Source organism: Thiobaca trueperi (assembly GCF_004342175.1).
Classification (GTDB): Bacteria; Pseudomonadota; Gammaproteobacteria; order Chromatiales; family Chromatiaceae; genus Thiobaca; species Thiobaca trueperi.
Genome location: NZ_SMAO01000004.1, coordinates 176,266 through 194,983, shown reverse-complemented (window position 1 = coordinate 194,983; position 18,718 = coordinate 176,266). Strand labels below are relative to the sequence as shown.

Below are 18,718 nucleotides of genomic sequence, written 5' to 3'. Positions count from 1 at the left end.
CCATGTCACAACCAGCTTCTCACACAGGAAATCAAGCCCGAAACTCTAAACTCGAAAGATCGATCAATCTCATCCAGTTTTTCTATATATGCCATGCGTTTCCTGCAAAATTCAACGAAATCAACCTGAGGCCGATATTCATCCTTGACAATTTCATAAAAAGGAAAGCCGGCGCCTGAATCAAGCATTTCCTCCCTTGAAAAAGGCTTAAAGCAAAGAATAACGGGAATTGCACCAAGCAGCACGGACTCCATAAGCACGGCAGTCAGCACATCGTAAGAAAAAACAAAATTCGTATTCTCCAGAAGATGAATATACTCATCCCTAGTTTCAGGCCATGAACGAGTCATCAGCACGCTGTCTCTAAACACCTTTGGGTCATCGACATAAAGACCACCCTTTCCGATATAAGTCAAATTTAATTTCCTGGGCTCCATCTTCAGATTTCTTGCGTACTCCAAATTTATTTTCCCATTATATTGCGGCAAAAAAAAATCCGACTCGCCAACAAAAAGAGGCGAGAAAGAGAGCTTAAATTCGTCGTCATTAACACGCGGAAAAATGCCAAGCACGCCAAGCCTGTTCAAATAATAACGAACAACTTTCATGCCCGCCAGCCATCTTGAACAAAAAACCTCCGGCACAATGAAAACAGGTTTATCTTTGCCGGACGAATAATAATCAGGCAACGATCTTTCATGACAGCAATACCAGCTTTTTCCGTCCGGGGAAATAGTCATGGTTTGATCAGAATAGCTGCAAAACAGGCAAACTTTCACCGCCTGCCCTTTGTTTTTCAATGCCTCGATCAATCTCCATAGCGCGAGAGAACCGCCGCTCCTTTCACTGTAAGGAGGCGTCATTACAACGAAATTCAAATGCGCATCAGATTTGAAAAAAGGTACCGATTTAAAATTTTCCGCTTCGCGAAAAAGCAGGCTCAAAAACAAAAACTCCAAATTGGAACAAAACTTCCCGCTATCGAAAAAGCGACCCGCCTCCCTGCTTTCCTTTAAATGCACTTTGATTCTGAGCAATTCTTCCGGATTGTTGGCCAATTCAAGCGCCAGAGATTCATATTGCTCTAAAGACTGACCGACAAGATTTCCCAGCCCAACCGAATACAGCAAGCTACCCGCCACACGCGACGGAAAGGCATTGCCCATATAAGTCACAACCGGCAAACCCGCCATGAGCGCATCAGCGGCAGTGGTATGAGCGTTATAGGGATGCGTGTCGAGAAAGAGATCGGCCTGACGGTAGCGGGCGAGATGATCCTCGATCCGTGGCACGCGGCTGGCAAAGATCAGACGCGCGGGGTCGACGCCATGCCGGCCGGCTTCACTGCGCAGATTACGCTGCGATAATTCGTTGCGAGACATCAGCCATAGAACACTGCCGGGCACCTGATTGAGCAGACGCATCCAGACGGAAAAGATGCTCGGGGTGATCTTGTAATCGTGACTGAACGAACAGAAAACAAAGCCGGTTTCGGGCAATCCGCATTCGGCGCGTGTTGGAGTGCGTTCGGAAATCCGGATGCTATCGTCGGTTGGCAGATAGCTCTCGGGCAGGTAAAGCACACGCTCGCTATAAAATGGCTGGTGTTCTTCTGGAATCACATGCCGATCCGCGATGATGTAATCCATGTAATCGGTGCCGAGAGTGCCGGGATAGCCGAGATAGCCGACCTGCACCGGTGCAGGACGATAGGCGAAGACATGAATGCGGGAGTCGGCGGTGTACCCGGACAGATCGATCGCGATATCGACTTCCATTTCGCGCATCTTTTCGGCGATCTGCCGGCTGCCCATCAGACGGGCATCGATGAAATGATCGAATGCCTTGACCATGCGCTCGCGCAGTCGGCTCTGATCATCGATGCCGACCGAAATGGCGATGGTCTCGAAGCGAGATTTGTCATGATGTTCGAAAACCCCCGCCATTAAATGGCCAACGGGGTGCTCGCGCAGATCAGCCGAGACATAGGCGATACGAATCCGGTCATGCTTATATTGCTCGCCCTGCCACAATGCAATGGGCTGACGCGGGCAATAGCTTTCGGCAAAGATCCTGGCGGCCCGGAAATGATCCTCAGCGGAATCGCAAATCGCCATCAAGGCCAGGGTTTTGCAGACACGGCGACCGGCGCGAAGACCTTCGATAATCCTGGCAGCCTGCGACTCGTAATCGGTCCAGTCGCAGATGTGCAGGCGCTCGTAACACAGCAGGCCCAGGCCGTAATCGAAATCAGGATTGAGTGCGAGCAGGCGCTCGAACAGTTTGATCGCTTCTTCGCTTTGCTTGAATTCGGTCAGGAGAATGGCGCAGTTCGCCAGCGCCGTGGTCGAATTGGGGTCGATGGTCAGGATGCGATTGAAACGCTCAAGCGCCTCTCCGTGACGCAGGAGCTCCCGCAGCAGCACGCCGCTGTTGGTCAGCGCTTCGAGATAGTCGGGTTGAATCTCAAGCGCCCTGTCGTAATTTGCGAGCGCCTCTTCCTGGCGTCCGAGCGCACGCAAAGCGGTGGCATGGGCGAACCAGATGGGCGCGAAGTCCGGCGCGGCGAGAACGCCCGTTTCGGTCAGACGCAACGCCTCCTCCGGGTCGGCGCGATCCATGGCGATGACGGCCAGCGAATAAAGCGCGGCGGGATGGTTGGGGTGAGCCGCCAAGACCGCTTGGAACAAGCGCGCGGCCTCATCCGTCCGGCCTTGGTGCTGGAATTCGATGCCCTGGATCAGGATGTCATGCGGCGAAGGTGCCGCCTGGGGTTGCAGAAACATCACGTCACCTCGCCAGCGGCGGCAGAAGGGTTGTCGGCCAAGCCAGCGGACCTTGGGCTGTTTATCGGCCGGATCGAGAACCGCGACCTTGCCGACAGCACCGTGTCGGGCGCCGACGACGATCAGGCCGGTGCCGTCGGTCAGACGCGCCAGGAGCGGAAATCGCTTCTGCTGCGTCAGAAGGTTTTTCCAGGAGAGCGTTCCGGGGCTGGCGTCGAGGCCGATGTCAGTGGCGAGGGTCTGTAACCGTGCAGTGTCCGGTTCCTGCGCTCCCAGGTCATGCGCTTTGATCAGCTGCGCGGGATCGGCTGACAGGCCGTGATGCTGCGCGATGGCGGCGAGACAGCGTAGGATGCTCTGAATGCGCAAATCGGGCATGGTTCGCTTGGCCGAATCTGGTTGGGACCGTTCGCGGGGGTGACGACAATACGGCGACACCCACACGCGACCCGATTCTAGGCGCTTGGGCCGCTGCCACGCAAACAGGCGTTTGCAAAGAAAATCTCTTTGGCTGACAGGGTTTGATACCTGGCGCAATTTTGTGACGCCGTTTGCAGATTGGCCGATATGTCGAATCTTTTGTTCGATTTATCCTAAAGTTTTGACACGGGCAACCGATCTTATATGCGATACCGGCACGATTGAACTGGAAGCATTTTAAGTGCCAAATATATTCTTTACACGAACATTCAGCAGGAAGGGCGCGACAATGAGCATTACAGCCACCACAGATATCACCACTTTAGGCACTGCGGACATCGTCGCGTTAACCGAAAGTGAAATCAAAGCCTTAACGGCAACGCAGGTCAAGGCGCTATCCGCAGTTCAAGTGACTGCCTTCACCACGGCGCAAATTCCACATTTTGGTGGAGCACAGTTCAAGTCATTCGGCAAGACCCAGGTGGATGCCTTACAAACCAACCAGATCGTGGCCTTGACCGTCTCACAAATTCCCGAGATCACCCCAATCATTAAACTTCTGACCACCACCCAGGTCGCGGCGCTGGAAACCGAGGATCTGGCCACGTTCGATGCCAAAACACAAATCAAGCTGCTGTCCGCCGCGCAGACGGGCGCCCTGGGCACATCCCAGATCCAGGCACTCACCAACGCCCAGCTCGGCGCCTTCGCCAAGAATCAGGTGGCCGGTCTGACCACGACCCAGATCGCGGCCTTCACCACCGGACAGATCGGCGGACTCGCCGCAGCGGCGATCAAATCCTTCACCGCCACCCAAATCGGGGCGCTGGAAACTCAGGATGTGCAGCAACTCACCGCCGCACAATTCAAAGGATTCACCAAGACCCAGGTACCCGGTCTGACCACCAGCCAGATCGTGGCGCTGGAAACGTCGCAGATTGCCGGCATCACCCCGCTGATCAAGCTCCTGAGTACGTCACAGGTCGCGGCGCTGGAAACCCAGGATCTGGCCGCGTTCGATGCCAAGACACAAATCAAGCTGCTGTCCTCCGCGCAGACAGGCGCCCTGGGCACATCCCAGATCCAGGCGCTTACCACCGCCCAGCTCGGCGCCTTCGCCAAGAATCAGGTGGCCGGTCTGAGCACGGCCCAGATCGCGGCCTTCACCACCGGACAGATCGGCGGACTCGCCGCAGCGGCGATCAAATCCTTCAGTTCCACCCAGATCGCGGCGCTGGAAACCGTCGATGTGCAGCAACTCACCGCCGCACAATTCAAAGGATTCACCAAGACCCAGGTACCCGGTCTGACCACCAACCAGATCGTGGCGCTGGAAACGTCGCAGATTGCCGGCATCACCCCGCTGATCAAGTTCCTGAGCACGTCACAGGTCGCGGCGCTGGAAACCCAGGATCTGGCCGCGTTCGATGCCAAGACACAAATCAAGCTGCTGTCCTCCGCGCAGACAGGCGCCCTGGGCACATCCCAGATCCAGGCGCTTACCACCGCCCAGCTCGGCGCCTTCGCCAAGAATCAGGTGGCCGGTCTGAGCACGGCCCAGATCGCGGCCTTCACCACCGGACAGATCGGCGGACTCGCCGCAGCGGCGATCAAATCCTTCAGCTCCACCCAGATCGCGGCGCTGGAAACCGTCGATGTGCAGCAACTCACCGCCGCACAATTCAAGGGGTTCACCAAGACCCAGGTCGATGGTCTGACCACCGCGCAGATCGTGGCGCTGGAAATATCGCAGATTGCCGGCATCACCCCGCTGATCAAGCTCCTGAGCACTGCGCAGGTTGCGGCGCTGGAAACCCAGGATCTGGCCGCGTTCGATGCCAAGACACAATTCAAGCTGCTGTCCAACACTCAGGTCGGTGCGCTCAATACCAGCCAGATTCAGGCTCTGACGAGCGCGCAGATCCAGGAGATCGATGCCAAGAAGCTGCCAGGGCTGACAACCAGTCAGATCGCCGCCCTGACATCAACCCAGATCGGCGCATTCTCTGTGGCTACTGTTCAGGCATTGAGTGACAATCAGATCCAGGCGCTGGGAAGTGATATTGTCGGTCTCACCCAGATCGGCTCACTGAAAAACAGCCAGATCGTGGCCTTGACGACCGCCCAGGCCGCTCTTTTGACCGCCACACAAATGGGCGCGTTAACCGCTGCTCAGATTGGCGCGATAGAGACGGCGGATCTGGCCGTTCTGTCATCCACTCAGTTGAATGTGTGGAGTAAGGCGCAAACCATGGGTCTGTCAACGAACCAGTTGGGCGCGCTGACAACAAGTGGTGTCACATGGCTGACAACCACCACCGCCCAAATCTCGCCGCTGGTTCTCGACCTCAACGGCGATGGCATCAAGACGCTGAGTCTTGCGCAGGGCACGCAGTTCGCGCTGGATCCGGATGTCCCAACTCTGCGCAACGGCTGGGTGGATGCCAATGACGGTCTGCTGGTCCGCGATCTGAACGCCAATGGCAAGATCGACGATGGCACCGAACTCTTCGGCACCGCCACCCGTCTGGCCAATGGCGAGAAGGCGACCGACGGTTACGCCGCATTGAGCGAGCTGGATAGCAACGGGGACGGCGCCATCACGGCGGCAGACGCTGCCTGGTCCGAGCTGAAAGTCTGGCAGGACAGCAATTCGGACGGCGTGAGTCAGGCGGGCGAGCTGAAGAGTCTAGCCGAGCTTGGCATCAAGCAGATGGATCTGAATGCGCAGGCCACCTCGGTCATGAACAACGGCAACTGGGTGGGTCTGGTCTCCAGCTTCGAGACGGTGGATGGTGAGACGCACGAGATGGCGGATGTCTGGTTCACGGTCGAGAAAGCCGGAGTACAGGTGGCGGGAGACGTGCTGCGCACCCAGGTCGGCGGCATGGTGCAGGCGATGGCCGAGTTCGCAAGCGGCGCCGGAACACCGACCGGCACCACCGGCTCGCTGACCGACGCGCCCGATCCAACCCGCTTTGCCGCCAGTGTTGCGAGTATGGCGACGACGCTTACCAGCTTCATGCAAGGCAACCCTGACTTCGGCGCGCACTCCGGAACAGCGCTCGCTTCGGTCCTGAAGCCGCAGGAGCCCGGCAAACCGCAGACGGATCTCCTGACGGTCTCGCCAATGCTCACGTCTTCGTCATGATCTGAGTCCGCAAGGATGCAAAGCGACCAGGCTGAATGGCCTGGTCGCTTTTTTGTTTGTCACGCAACCTTGATTTTGCCACGCTGCAAACCGGCTGCTTTGGGTCTTGCGCGCTGAAAGAATGAGAAAACCATGACAAGCATCGCTTTCGATACCCTGAAATTCGTCCGCACCCTCAAGGATGCCGGCATTCCCGAGCCGCAAGCCGAATAAAGTCGCAAAGTTGATTTAAGCCCCGTCAAATCGCTGAACCGCGACGAGATTCACCGGCATCAAAACTGGATTTACGGCACAATCCGCTCCAAGATCCAGGCGGATTCCCAACAATGCCCAACGCCTTTCCTCATACCGTCATCCAATGCCTGACGGCCATTGCCCAGCATCATGGCTTGCAGATCAATCCCGAGCGGTTGATCGATGAGTATGCCCTGAAAGCGGAAGAGCCGGGCGATGCGCGTCTGCTGCGGATCGCTTCAGACATTGGACTCAAGGCCCGAACCGCCAAACTCTCCTGGGAGGCGCTGCTGGAGCAGACTGGCGTTTTTCCGATCATGGCCCGTCTGATCAATGGCAACGGTGTGATCGTGGTCGGCGCACGCGCTGAGGACGGCGGCAAGGTCGCGCTGATCGATCCGCTGGTGCAGCAGGTGGGCGTTTTTCTGCTTGATCGCGAGCAGTTCTGTGCCCGATGGGACGGCGCGGTGGTGCTGCTCAAACGCCAGCACAAACTGACCGACCCCAATCAGCCGTTCAGCCTGCGCTGGTTCATCCCGGAGATCCTCAAGCAGAAGGCCGCCTTTCGCGACATCGCCCTGGCGGTGATGGTCATGCATGTGCTGGCCCTGGCGACGCCGATCTTTTTCCAGATCGTCATCGACAAGGTGCTGGTCCATCAGAGCATATCAACGCTCTGGGTGCTGGGGATCGGCATCGTGATCGCGATGGTGTTCGATGCGCTCTTCGGTTTTGTGCGCAATCTGCTGAGTCTGGCCGCGACCAACAAGATCGACATGCGGCTCACCCGCCGCACCTTCAGCCATCTGATGTCGCTGCCCATCGATTATTTCGAGACCATGTCGGCGGGGGTCATCACCCGTCACATGCAGCAACTGGAAGGTATTCGCGGCTTTTTGACCGGCCAGCTTTTCTTTACCGCGCTGGAAGCCACGGCGCTGATCATTTTCCTGCCGATCCTCTTCACCTATTCGGTCAAGCTGGCGGTCATCGTGCTGGTCTTCACGGTCATCATCGCCGGCACCATCGGCGCACTGCTGCCGACCTTCCGCCGACGGCTGGAGGCGCTCTATACCGCCGAGGCCAAGCGTCAGGCGCTGCTGGTCGAGACCATTCACGGCATGCGCACGGTCAAGGCGCTGGCGATCGAACCGGTGCAGCGGAAGAACTGGGATCAGTTTTCGGCTGAGGCGATCACGATGCATTATCGGGTCGGGCATCTGTCGATCATCGGCAACACCTTCATTGATTTCATGGGCAAGCTGCTGCCGATCGCCATCATCGTGGTCGGCGCGCAGGATGTCTTCAATCAGGAACTGACGGTCGGCGCGCTGATCGCCTTTCAGATGATCTCGGGGCGGGTCTCCGCGCCGCTGATCCAGATCGTCGGTCTCATCAACTCCTATCAGCAGACCGCGCTCTCGGTGCGCATGCTGGGCGAGGTCATGAACCGTGCGCCGGAAGGCCGCCCCGGTGCGGGCGGTCTGCGTCCGGCCATCGTCGGCGAGATCGCCTTCGACGAGGTGACCTTCCGTTATCCCGGCGCGAGCGTGGCAGCGCTGGACCGCGCCAGCTTCACCATTCCGGCCGGCACGGTGGTCGGGATCGTCGGACGCAGCGGTTCGGGCAAAACCACGCTGACACGATTGATTCAGGGACTTTACAGCGTCCAGGAAGGACTGGTGCGGTTCGATGGCATCGACGCCCGCGAGATCGATCTAGCCCATCTGCGCCGTCAGATCGGCGTGGTGTTGCAGGAAAACTTTCTGTTCCGGGGCTCGGTGAAGGAAAACATCGCGGTCGCCAAGCCGGATGCCTCCTTCGAGGAGATCGTCGCTGCCGCCCAGGCGGCGGGGGCGGATGAATTCATCGAGCGTCTGTCGCAGGGTTACGATACCCTGCTGGAAGAAAACGCCGCCAACCTGAGCGGCGGACAGAAACAGCGGCTCTCCATCGCCCGCGCGCTTCTGACCAAACCGCGTATTCTCATCCTCGACGAGGCGGCCAGTGCGCTCGATCCTGAAAGTGAGTCGATCTTCATCCGCAATCTGTCGCGTATCGCGGTGGGGCGAACCGTAATCATGATCTCGCACCGTCTCTCCACCCTGGTCAATGCCCATGCCATTCTGGTGATGCAGCAAGGGCGGCTGGTGGATCGGGGGCGTCATGACGAGCTGCTGACGCGCTGTGAGACTTATCAACAGTTATGGCATCAACAGACCAGTCACGTTTAACTGCGTCCACGCCGGCCAAGGGCAAAGGTCAGGACGCAACGGTCGTCGCCTTTCTGCCCGATGCCGACGAGATCGAGCGCCGTCCGCTACCCTGGATGGCGCGCACAACCCTGTACATTCTGCTGACCCTGATGATTGCCTTTGTGCTGTGGGCGAGCCTGTCAGAGGTCGATAAGGTCGTGGTGGGGAGCGGGCGTCTGGTCACGCCGCTGCCCAATATCGTGGTGCAGCCGCTCGAAACATCCATCATCCAGCGGCTGGACGTGCGGATCGGCCAGGTGGTGAAACAGGGCGAACGGCTGGCGACGCTTGATCCCACCTTCACCGGGGCTGACGAGTCACAGTTACGCACCCGCCTGCTCAGTCTGGATGCGCAGATCGAACGCATGCAGGCCGAGTTGAGCGATCAGGCGAGATTCGCGCCGGCCCAGACCGATCCCGACTACCGGCTCCAGGCGCAATTGTTCATCGAACGCCAGGCCAACTATCGGGCGCAACTGATGCGGATGGATGAAAATCTCGCCCGTCTGCGTGCCTCGCAGGATACCTTCCAGCGCGACCAGAAATCGCTGGAGGCGCGCATCAAGCCCTTGCGCGAAATGGAGACCATGCAGGAAAACCTGCTGGCCAAGCAGGTCGGCGCGCGGATCATGCTGCTGGACGCGCAGCAGAAACGCATGGAGGTCGAACGCGATCTGGAGCTGGCGAAAAATCGTGAACAGGAACTCAAGCGCGAACTGGCCTCGACCGAGGCCGATAAGACCGCCTTCGAGAGAAGCTGGCGCGAAAAGACGATGGAAGATCTGCTGGCAACCCAGCGCGAGCGCGATGGCGTCAATGAGCAACTGCAAAAGGCCACCAAGCGCAGCCAACTGGTAACGCTGCTCTCGCCGGCGGATGCCGTGGTGCTGGACATCGCCAAACTCTCCCAGGGTTCGGTGGTTGCCGCCGCCGAAAAGCTCTTTACCCTGGTCCCACTGAATGCCCCGCTGGAGGCCGAGGTCCAGATCGACTCGCTCGATGTGGGCTATGTGCAGGTCGGTGATGCCGCACACCTCAAGCTGGCAACCTATCCCTTCCAGCGTCATGGCATGCTGGAAGGGACCGTGCGCACCATCAGCGAGGACGCCTTTCATCGCGATACCAGCGTCGGCTCAGGACTGGATACCTATTATCTCAGCCGCATCGACTTCGGCGACTCACGTCTGAAAAGGATGCCCGAGCAGGCGCGACTGCTGCCGGGCATGGCCGTGACGGCTGAAATTGCAGTGGGCAAGCGTTCGGTGATCTCTTATCTGTTATGGCCGCTCACCAAAGCATTGGATGAATCGATTCGGGAACCTTAGACGATTCCCGAAATGATCGATATGAGCCGCGATCCGGACCTGAATAGACAGGAGTAACGGAGTCTAAGCGCCCGTTTTCAATCCTGCCTCAATTCCTGCAACGATATGTTCATCACGATCCTCTTCACCCTGGCCGGACTGGCCGTCGGTTTCTGGCGCGACGAGCCGCTGCTCGATGCGCTGCTCGGATTTCTGCTGGGGCGGGTCATGGCGCTCGATCTGTCACGGCAGACGCTGGCACAGCAGGTCGCCGCCTTGCGCACCGAACTGCTGAGGGTGCGCGCGCTGGCGAGATCGGCGGCAGATCGGGTCGCCATTGATGACCCGGCAGAACCGGCTCAAGGGGTGCGCGATCAGGCAACCCCGACCGGACCGGCAATGGCGTCAGCCGTAACGCCTGACCGCGATCCAGACTCGGAACCGCTCTCGCTGGATCTGGACTGGGAGCCGGCACCGGAGCCTGTACGTCATCAGCCACGCGGCGCGGCGGACAGCGGTTTCCGCCCCACTCCGCGCCCCCTGCCCGAGACCGCGCAGGGTATCGGCTGGATCATGGATCTGCGCGACTGGTTCCAACGCGGCAATCTCTTCGTGCGGGTCGGGATCCTGCTGCTGTTCCTGGGCGTCGGTTTTCTGCTCAAATACGCCGTGGACCAGGAATGGCTGGTCTTCACCCTTGAACTGCGTCTGGCCGCCGTCGCCGCTGCCGGGCTTGGGTTACTGGGGCTGGGCTGGTCGCAGCGTGAACGACGCCGGGACTATGCCCTGCTGTTGCAGGGCGCGGCGATCGGTATCCTTTATCTGGATGTCTACGGCGCTTATCAGCTCGCGCATCTGCTGTCTGCGGGCACCGCCTTTGTGCTGCTGGCGCTGATCGGGCTGCTGGCGGCGGCTCTGGCGGTGATCCAGAATGCGCACTCGCTGGCCTGGTTTGGCTTTGCTGGCGGTTTTCTCGCACCCATCGTCGCTGCCTCCGGGCGCGATGACCATATCGCCCTGTTCGGCTATTACGCCCTGCTCAATCTGGCGATCCTGGCCGTGGCCTGGTTCAAGAGCTGGCGGGCGCTGAATCTGCTCGGCTTCGGCTTTACCTTCGGCATCGCCGTGATCTGGGGCGTCCTGCGTTACGAACCCGAACGCTTCGCCACCACGGCGCCCTTTCTGCTGCTGTTCTTTCTCTTCTATGTGAGCATCACGGTGCTCGAAACGCTGCGCCAGCCAGCGCGTCCGCGCGGTTATCTGGATACCACGCTGCTGTTCGGTACGCCAATCCTGACCTTCGCCTGTCAGGTCGAACTGGTGCGTCACATCGAATACGGCATCGCCTGGTCGGCAGTGGCGATGGGCGTCTTCTATCTCTTTCTTGGCTGGCGGCTCCCGCGTCGGGACGCGGCGCAGATCGCGCTGCTGTCGCAGGCATTCATCGCGCTCGGGGTGATTTTTCTGTCGGTGGCGATCCCCTTTGCCCTAGCGGCGGAGACGACAGCGGGCGTCTGGGCACTGGAGGGCGCGGGTCTGGTCTGGATCGGCGCGCGTCAGGGACGCCCGTCGATCCGCGCCTTCGGGCTGATCCTGCAGGCGGGCGCGGCGGTCGCGCTGGCGGCGGCCTATCCCTTCCCGGACGCGCTGCCTTTTCTCAACGGCGGTTATCTCGGCGCGGCCATGATCGCCATCGCGGGTGTCATCAGCGCCTGGTGGCTGGATCGCGACGACCCCGACAAACCGGCCTGGGAGCGCGGCGGTGCGCCCTGGCTGCTGATCTGGGGGTTGATCTGGTGGTTCGGTGCGGGGCTGGCCGAATGGCAGCGCAGCGATGTTCCGGCAACCATTCCAGCGCATTTCCTCTGGTATGGCGTCTGTACCGCGCTGATCGCCGAGGTCATCGCCAGCCGGCTCTCCTGGCGGTTGCTGCACCGGGCACAGGCGGCTTTTCCACTGGTGGGGCTGGTGGCGCTCTGGATCGCCTTCGAGCATCTCGCCCATCCAGCCGTTGCCTGCGGCGAATTGGCCTGGCCGCTGTTTTTCGTGGCCGGATATCTGTCGCTGTGGCGGATCGAACGCCGCGAGGCGCACCCGTCCCTGGCGTGGAGCCATGCGGTCACGGGGCTGCTGCTGCTCGGCGTGCTTCAGTGGGAAGTCGTGTGGCGTCTGCTCGAACAGATGGGCGTGATGCAGGGCTGGCGGGTGGCAACGGTCGCGCTGGTGCCGCTGCTCGGGCTGTCGCTGCTCACGACCCTGAGCCTGTGGCCGCTGCACCGCTGGCCGTTCGTCTATCGGATCCTGCTGGGCGGGACGCTGGCCGTCTCGCTGTTGTTATGGATCCCCTGGTCGAGCCACTCGCCCGGCGGTGCCGCGCCCTGGCCCTGGCTGCCGCTCCTGAATCCCCTGGATGGGATGCTGGCGCTGGTGCTGCTCGCGCTGTGGCAGTGGTGGCAGGGTCTCGGTGCGCGCAAGCTGATCCGTCCGCACCGGGATACGCAGCGTCTGGTCTGGGCGCTGCTCGGCAGTCTCGCCTTTCTCTGGATCAATCTGGCCCTGCTGCGTGCACTGCATCATCTGTGGGCGATTCCATACGACCTGGATGCACTCTTTGCATCCAATCTGGCGCAGATGGCGGTTTCGGTGCTCTGGGGTCTGGTCGGCGTCGGGCTGCTGCTGGTCGCCCGCGCCCGTCAGTCGCGCGGGGTCTGGATGAGCGCGGCACTGATCCTCGCCGCCGTGGTGGTCAAGCTCTTTCTGGTCGATCTCGCCGCCAGCGGCACCATCGAGCGCATCGTCTCCTTCCTCGCCGTCGGCGGTCTGCTGGTCGGGATCGGCTGGCTGTCGCCGCTGCCGCCGCGCGGAGACGGCTCGGAACGTCGCGACACGGTTTAGAATGTGTTCTCAATGCCGTCAGCGGTTGCAATGCTGACCGCGACGCGCAGATGGCTACCTACTCAACGACAGCAAGATCGAGGAGGACCGCATGCAAAGACGTGATTTTCTGACCTCAGCCGGGCTCGGCGCCGTCGCCGCCGGATTCGCCCTGCCCGCCAGAGCCGAAACCCCCGCCATCAAATGGCGTCTGGCATCGAGCTTTCCCAAGAGTCTGGACACCATCTACGGCGGCGCGGAGACGCTGGCGAAACGGGTGACCGAGCTGACCGATGGACGCTTCGAGATCCGGGTCTTCGCTGGCGGCGAGATCGTGCCGCCCTTTGGAGTCATGGACGCCGTGCAGCAGAACACGGTCGAATGCGGACACACGGCGTCTTACTATTACTACGGCAAGAACCGGGCGCTGGCGCTCGAAACCACCATGCCCTTCGGGCTCAACACGCGCCAGCTCACCGCCTGGGTCTACGAGGGCGGCGGGATGGAGATCCTGCGCGAGATGTTCGCCGAGTACAACATCGTCCACTTCCCCGGCGGCAGCACCGGGGCGCAGATGGGCGGCTGGTTCCGCAAGGAGATCAAGTCGCTCGCCGATCTCCAGGGGCTCAAGATTCGCATCCCCGGCTTCGGTGCCGAGATCTTTTCGCGTCTGGGGGCGGTGCCGCAGTCGCTGCCCGGCGGCGAGATCTATCCGGCCCTGGAGCGCGGGGCCATCGACGCCGCCGAGTGGACTGTGCCTTACGATGACGAGAAGCTCGGTTTTCAGAAGGTCGCCAAATATTACTACTACCCCGGTTGGTGGGAGCCAGGTACCCATCTGGTCTTCTATGTGAACAAGGCCCAGTGGGAATCGCTGCCGCCCGCCTATCGCGCCGCCTTCGAGGTCGCGACGCAGGAGGCGCATCTCATGATGCTGGCCCGTTACGACGCCCGCAATCCACCCGCCCTGCAACGTCTGATGCAGAACGGCGCCCAGTTGCGGCGCTTCCCGGACGATGTGCTGATCAAGGCTTACGAGACCGCGCAGACGGTCTATGCCGAGGAAGCCGCCAGCAATCCGACCTTCAAACGGATCTACGACTCCATGACCGCCTTCCAGCAGACGTCGGATGTCTGGTGGAACGTCGCTGAGTCCTCCATGGCCAATTTCATGCAGGCCATGCGGCGCAGGAAGTAGGCGGGTTTCCGAGGGGGGGAATAGACAGGATTAACAGGATTAACAGGATTTCGCAGGATTCACAGGATTCACAGGATTAAAGACATGATCTTGAGAAGCACTGTTAATCGTTGTTAATCCTGTCAAAAAGACTGGGCACTGGGTATCTGGATTCCAGAAAGTCACCCAAAAAATCCTGTCAATCCTGCGAAATCCTGTTAATCCTGTCTGTTTTCGCTGGAATGCGATGTTTCGGATCCCTCTGATGCCACACTATCCCCTGATCCTGGTCGATGCCTCCGGCTATCTGTTCCGCGCCTATCACGCCCTGCCCAAGCTGACCAATTCGCGGGGCGAGGCGACCGGGGCGCTGCTGGGTGTGCTCAACATGCTGCGCAAACTGATCGAGACCCATCGACCCGAGTATCTGGGTGTGATCTTCGATGCTGGTCGGCGGACCTTTCGCAACGATCTCTATCCAGACTACAAGGCCCATCGCCCGCCGATGCCGGACGATCTGCGCGAACAGATCGAGCCGCTCCAGGCGGTGATCCGGGCGATGGGTCTGCCGCTGCTGGTGATCCCCGATGTCGAGGCGGACGATGTCATCGGCACCCTGGCGACCCAGGCCGCCGCCGCCGGTATCCCGACCCTGATCTCGACCGGCGACAAGGATATGGCGCAACTGGTGGGCGAGCAGGTCACCCTGGTCAACACCATGACCGACACCCTGCTCGATCCGGCTGGTGTGACGGCAAAATTCGGCGTGCCGCCCGAACGCATCGTCGATTATCTGAGCCTCATGGGCGACACCGCCGACAATGTCCCCGGCGTGCCGGGATGCGGCCCCAAGACGGCGGCGAAATGGATCGCCGAATATGGCGGTCTGGACGGGGTCATCGCCAATGCCGGGGCGGTCAAGGGCAAGGTCGGCGAGAGTCTGCGCGCGGCGCTCGGCCAGCTTCCTCTGTCGCGTGAACTCACCACGATCAAATGCGATGTCGATCTCGGGCTGGGACCGACCGATCTCAAACCGACCGCACCGGACATCGACACCCTGCGCGGCTGGTACGAACGCTTCGAGTCGCGCCGGCTGCTGGCGACGCTGGACGACCTGGCCGCGACCTGGCCGAGCACAACGCCCGCGCCAGCGACCGAACCAGTCCCGCCGATCCAGACCGAATACGATCTGGTGCTGACCCAGGATGTCTTCGAGACCTGGATGAGCCGTCTGCAAGCCGCCGCTCTGTTCGCCATTGACACCGAAACCACCAGCCTCGACACCCAGCGCGCCGAGCTGGTCGGACTCTCGTTCGCCGTCACGCCGGGACAGGCCGCTTATGTCCCGCTTGCGCATGTCTATCCCGGCGCGCCCGATCAGCTCAACCGCGATGCGGTGCTGGCCCGATTGAAACCGCTGCTGGAAGATCCCGACCGCGCCAAGGTCGGTCAGAATCTCAAATATGATCTGAGCGTGCTGGCGCGCTACGGCATCGCACTGCGCGGTATCGCCCACGACACCATGCTTGAAAGCTATGTGCTCGACAGCACCGCGACCCGCCACGACATGGACTCGCTGGCGAAAAAATATCTGGACCATGACACGGTCCATTTCGAGGACATCGCGGGCAAAGGGGCCAGACAGATCACCTTCGACCAGATCCCCATTGAACCGGCCGGACACTATGCCGCCGAGGATGCCGATGTGACGCTGCGTCTGCATCGCACGCTCTGGCCGCGTCTGCAAGCGATACCCCGGATGGCCGAGGTGTATGAGTCCATCGAGATGCCGCTGGTGCCGATTCTTGCGCGAATGGAAGGCACCGGAGTCCGCATCGACTCCGCACGGCTCGCACACCAGAGCCAGGATCTGGGGAGGCGTATCGCCGCGCTGGAGATTGAGGCTTACGAGCAGGCCGGTCGTCCCTTCAATCTGGGCTCACCCAAGCAGATCGGCGCCATCTTCTTCGACGAGCTGGGACTGCCGGTCGTCACCAAAACACCCAAGGGCGCGCCCTCCACGTCGGAAGAGGTTCTGGAGCGGCTGGCCGCCGAGGGTCATGCGTTGCCGGCGATCATCCTCCAGCACCGGACGCTGTCGAAGCTCAAATCGACCTACACCGACAAGCTGCCGCAGATGGTCAACCCGGCAACCGGACGGGTCCATACCTCCTATCATCAGGCGGTCGCCGCCACCGGACGGCTCTCATCGAGCGATCCCAATCTCCAGAACATCCCCATCCGTACCGAAGAAGGCCGGCTGATCCGGCGCGCCTTCATCCCCGAGCCGGGCTGGCGGATGCTCGCCGCCGACTATTCGCAGATCGAGCTGCGGATCATGGCCCATCTCTCCGGCGACGAACGGCTGCTGGCGGCCTTTGCCAGCGGGCTGGACATCCACCGCGCCACCGCCGCCGAGATCCTGGGGCTCGCGCCGGACGAGGTGACAGGCGAGCAACGCCGCTCGGCCAAGGCGATCAATTTCGGGCTGATCTATGGCATGTCGGCCTTTGGACTGGCGCGCCAGCTCGGCATCGCACGCGGTGCGGCACAGGAATATGTGGATCGCTATTTCGCACGCTATCCAGGGGTCAGGGACTTCATGGAGCGCACCCGCATCCAGGCGCGTGAGGATCACTATGTGGAAACGCTCTTCGGACGCCGGCTCCATCTCACCGACATCGCGCACAGCAATCAGAACCGCCGCGCCGGTGCCGAGCGCACCGCCATCAACGCGCCCATGCAGGGCACGGCGGCGGACATCATCAAACGCGCCATGATCACGGTGGACGACTGGATCCAGACCGAGCAGCCGCCGGTGCGGCTCATCATGCAGGTGCATGACGAACTGGTATTCGAGGTGGCGGAAGCTGCCATCGATTCGGCCAGCGCACGCATTCGCGAGTCGATGGAATCAGCGGCGGAGCTGGCGGTGCCGCTGGTGGTGGATATTGGCACGGGCGAGAACTGGGATGAGGCGCATTAAACCGCGTCCAGCGCGATATGCGTAATTTTCAGTTTGTGTTTAGCTTTGGAGATGTCATCCACATCAGTGGAGACGCGGTTTAAAATTTTATATTTTTCAATATCTTAAACCGCTCCCGCGCGAACACCCGTCGATTCTGGCAAGGCCGGCTCAATTCTCAACGATGACATGCCGCACCGGGTGCGGTTTAAACCTGGGCAGTGCCAAAAAGGCGCTGGAAAACGAGCCGCGGACCGAACCGATCCTCAGTCGGTGTTGAGCGTCTCGTCCGTCCTGATCCTGTGAGGTGTGCGTTGCTCGATCAGTGCCCGCCCAGCACCAACGTCTGAACCGGCAGCAGCAGCGCCTGCATGCGCAGAATCATCGCATGCACCAGACCGACCGTATCGATGGCATGCAGCCCGAACCGATGCAGGCCGCCGAGGTCGGGATCGGCAAGCGCCTCATGGTTGTTGGTGTAGGTGTTGGCGATGCAGTTGCCGCCCTGGGGCAGATCGTCGAGCTGGCCCTTGTAGAGCGGCTCCAGAATGACCGTGAGGGTGCCGGGACGCGCGAATTGCTGGACATCGACTAACTGGTCGGTCGGGCGGACCTGACCGGAGGCGATGACATCCTGCACCTCGGTGACGACCACCGGGATGATCTGCCAGGGCTTGGCGATGCAGGTGACCTCGCCGATCATGCCGACCTTGAGCACCGATGCCTCGATCTGGCCGAACCCGGCCAGCAGACCAGTGACCCGGCGTTCCGGCACCAGGATGCCGGCGGGCCGCAGCATGGGATTGACCACATCGCCCGGACGCAGCGCAAACTGCTGCACGACGCCATCGGTTCCGGCCACGACCAGACTCTTGTCGAGCGCGATCTGGGCCTCGCGCAGCGCGGCCTCGGCGCTCGCCTTCTGGGCCGGGAGTTTGAATTCGATCTCCGAGACCACGGCCTCGCGGCTGGCCTGAGCCGCATCGAGCGCGCCCTGCTGGGTCTCAACCTGCACCCGTGCGCGCTCGACGTCGCGCTCGGCGACCGATCCCGGACTGCGCTTCTGCACCTCGGAACGCGCCTTGAACTCGTCGGTCGCCTGTTCGAGCATCCCGCGCGCCTGGACGATCCGCCCGTCGGCCTCCGCCAGTTGCGACCTGGCGACGATCATCGACGCCTCGATCTCGGCGATCTTGCGCCGGGCGGTTTCGATGGCGGCCTCCTGTTCGGTGCTGTCGAGTCGGAACAGCGGCTGACCGGCCGTGACCCGCTGGTTGATCTCGACATAGGTCTCGGCCACTCGCCCGCTGCGCTCCGGCAGTACGGTCACGGTGCGGAACACCGAGCTTGCCGCCTTGGTCGAGGGATGAAAATAGAAAATGGTCGTGATCAGACTCAGGGTCAGGATCAGACACAGCGTGATCCCCCAGCGCAACTCGAACCAGACCGAGAAGAGGTTGATCTCCTGTCCAAGACGCTTGCCCTGGACGAAGCGGCGAAAGAGGAAATCGGGAAAGATCGTCAGCATCGAGCAGAGGAAGAGTTCCAGCAT

8 protein-coding genes are annotated in these 18,718 nt (G+C 60.8%); 6 read left to right on the top strand and 2 right to left on the bottom strand.

Annotated elements, in window-relative coordinates; genetic code table 11:
• Positions 1–5 precede the first annotated feature (5 nt).
• Complete coding sequence (locus EDC35_RS09055) at positions 6–3,164, bottom strand: O-linked N-acetylglucosamine transferase, SPINDLY family protein (RefSeq protein WP_132976927.1); 3,159 nt, start codon at positions 3,162–3,164, stop codon at positions 6–8.
• Between the two features lie 556 nt (positions 3,165–3,720).
• On the opposite strand from EDC35_RS09055, the gene EDC35_RS09050 reads away from it, so the two are divergent.
• The 6 genes from EDC35_RS09050 (at position 3,721) to polA (ending at position 17,187) form a co-directional block, all read left to right on the top strand.
• Complete coding sequence (locus EDC35_RS09050; RefSeq protein WP_132976926.1) at positions 3,721–6,357, top strand: hypothetical protein; 2,637 nt, start codon at positions 3,721–3,723, stop codon at positions 6,355–6,357.
• A gap of 326 nt (positions 6,358–6,683) precedes the next feature.
• Positions 6,684–8,825 carry a peptidase domain-containing ABC transporter gene (locus EDC35_RS09045; RefSeq protein WP_132976925.1) on the top strand — a complete coding sequence of 714 codons (2,142 nt, stop codon included), beginning with the start codon at positions 6,684–6,686 and terminating at the stop codon, positions 8,823–8,825.
• Positions 8,798–10,171, top strand: coding sequence for an HlyD family type I secretion periplasmic adaptor subunit (locus tag EDC35_RS09040; protein WP_132976924.1), 1,374 nt, complete (start codon positions 8,798–8,800; stop codon positions 10,169–10,171). The genes EDC35_RS09045 and EDC35_RS09040 overlap by 28 nt, the downstream gene beginning before the upstream one ends.
• Positions 10,172–10,276: 105 nt before the next feature.
• A complete protein-coding gene (locus EDC35_RS09035; protein WP_132976923.1) occupies positions 10,277–13,045 on the top strand; it encodes a DUF2339 domain-containing protein in 2,769 nt (922 codons plus the stop codon).
• A gap of 91 nt (positions 13,046–13,136) precedes the next feature.
• The gene (locus tag EDC35_RS09030; protein WP_132976922.1) at positions 13,137–14,222 is read left to right on the top strand and encodes a TRAP transporter substrate-binding protein; all 1,086 of its coding nucleotides are present in this window, start codon (positions 13,137–13,139) and stop codon (positions 14,220–14,222) included.
• 241 nt (positions 14,223–14,463) lie between these two features.
• A complete protein-coding gene (polA, locus tag EDC35_RS09025) occupies positions 14,464–17,187 on the top strand; it encodes a DNA polymerase I (RefSeq protein WP_207896176.1) in 2,724 nt (907 codons plus the stop codon).
• A 301-nt stretch (positions 17,188–17,488) separates the two neighbouring features.
• Here the strand turns inward: polA and EDC35_RS09020 are convergent, their stop codons facing one another.
• Positions 17,489–18,718: an HlyD family secretion protein gene (locus tag EDC35_RS09020; protein ID WP_132976920.1), complete on the bottom strand. Its 1,230-nt coding sequence runs from the start codon at positions 18,716–18,718 to the stop codon at positions 17,489–17,491.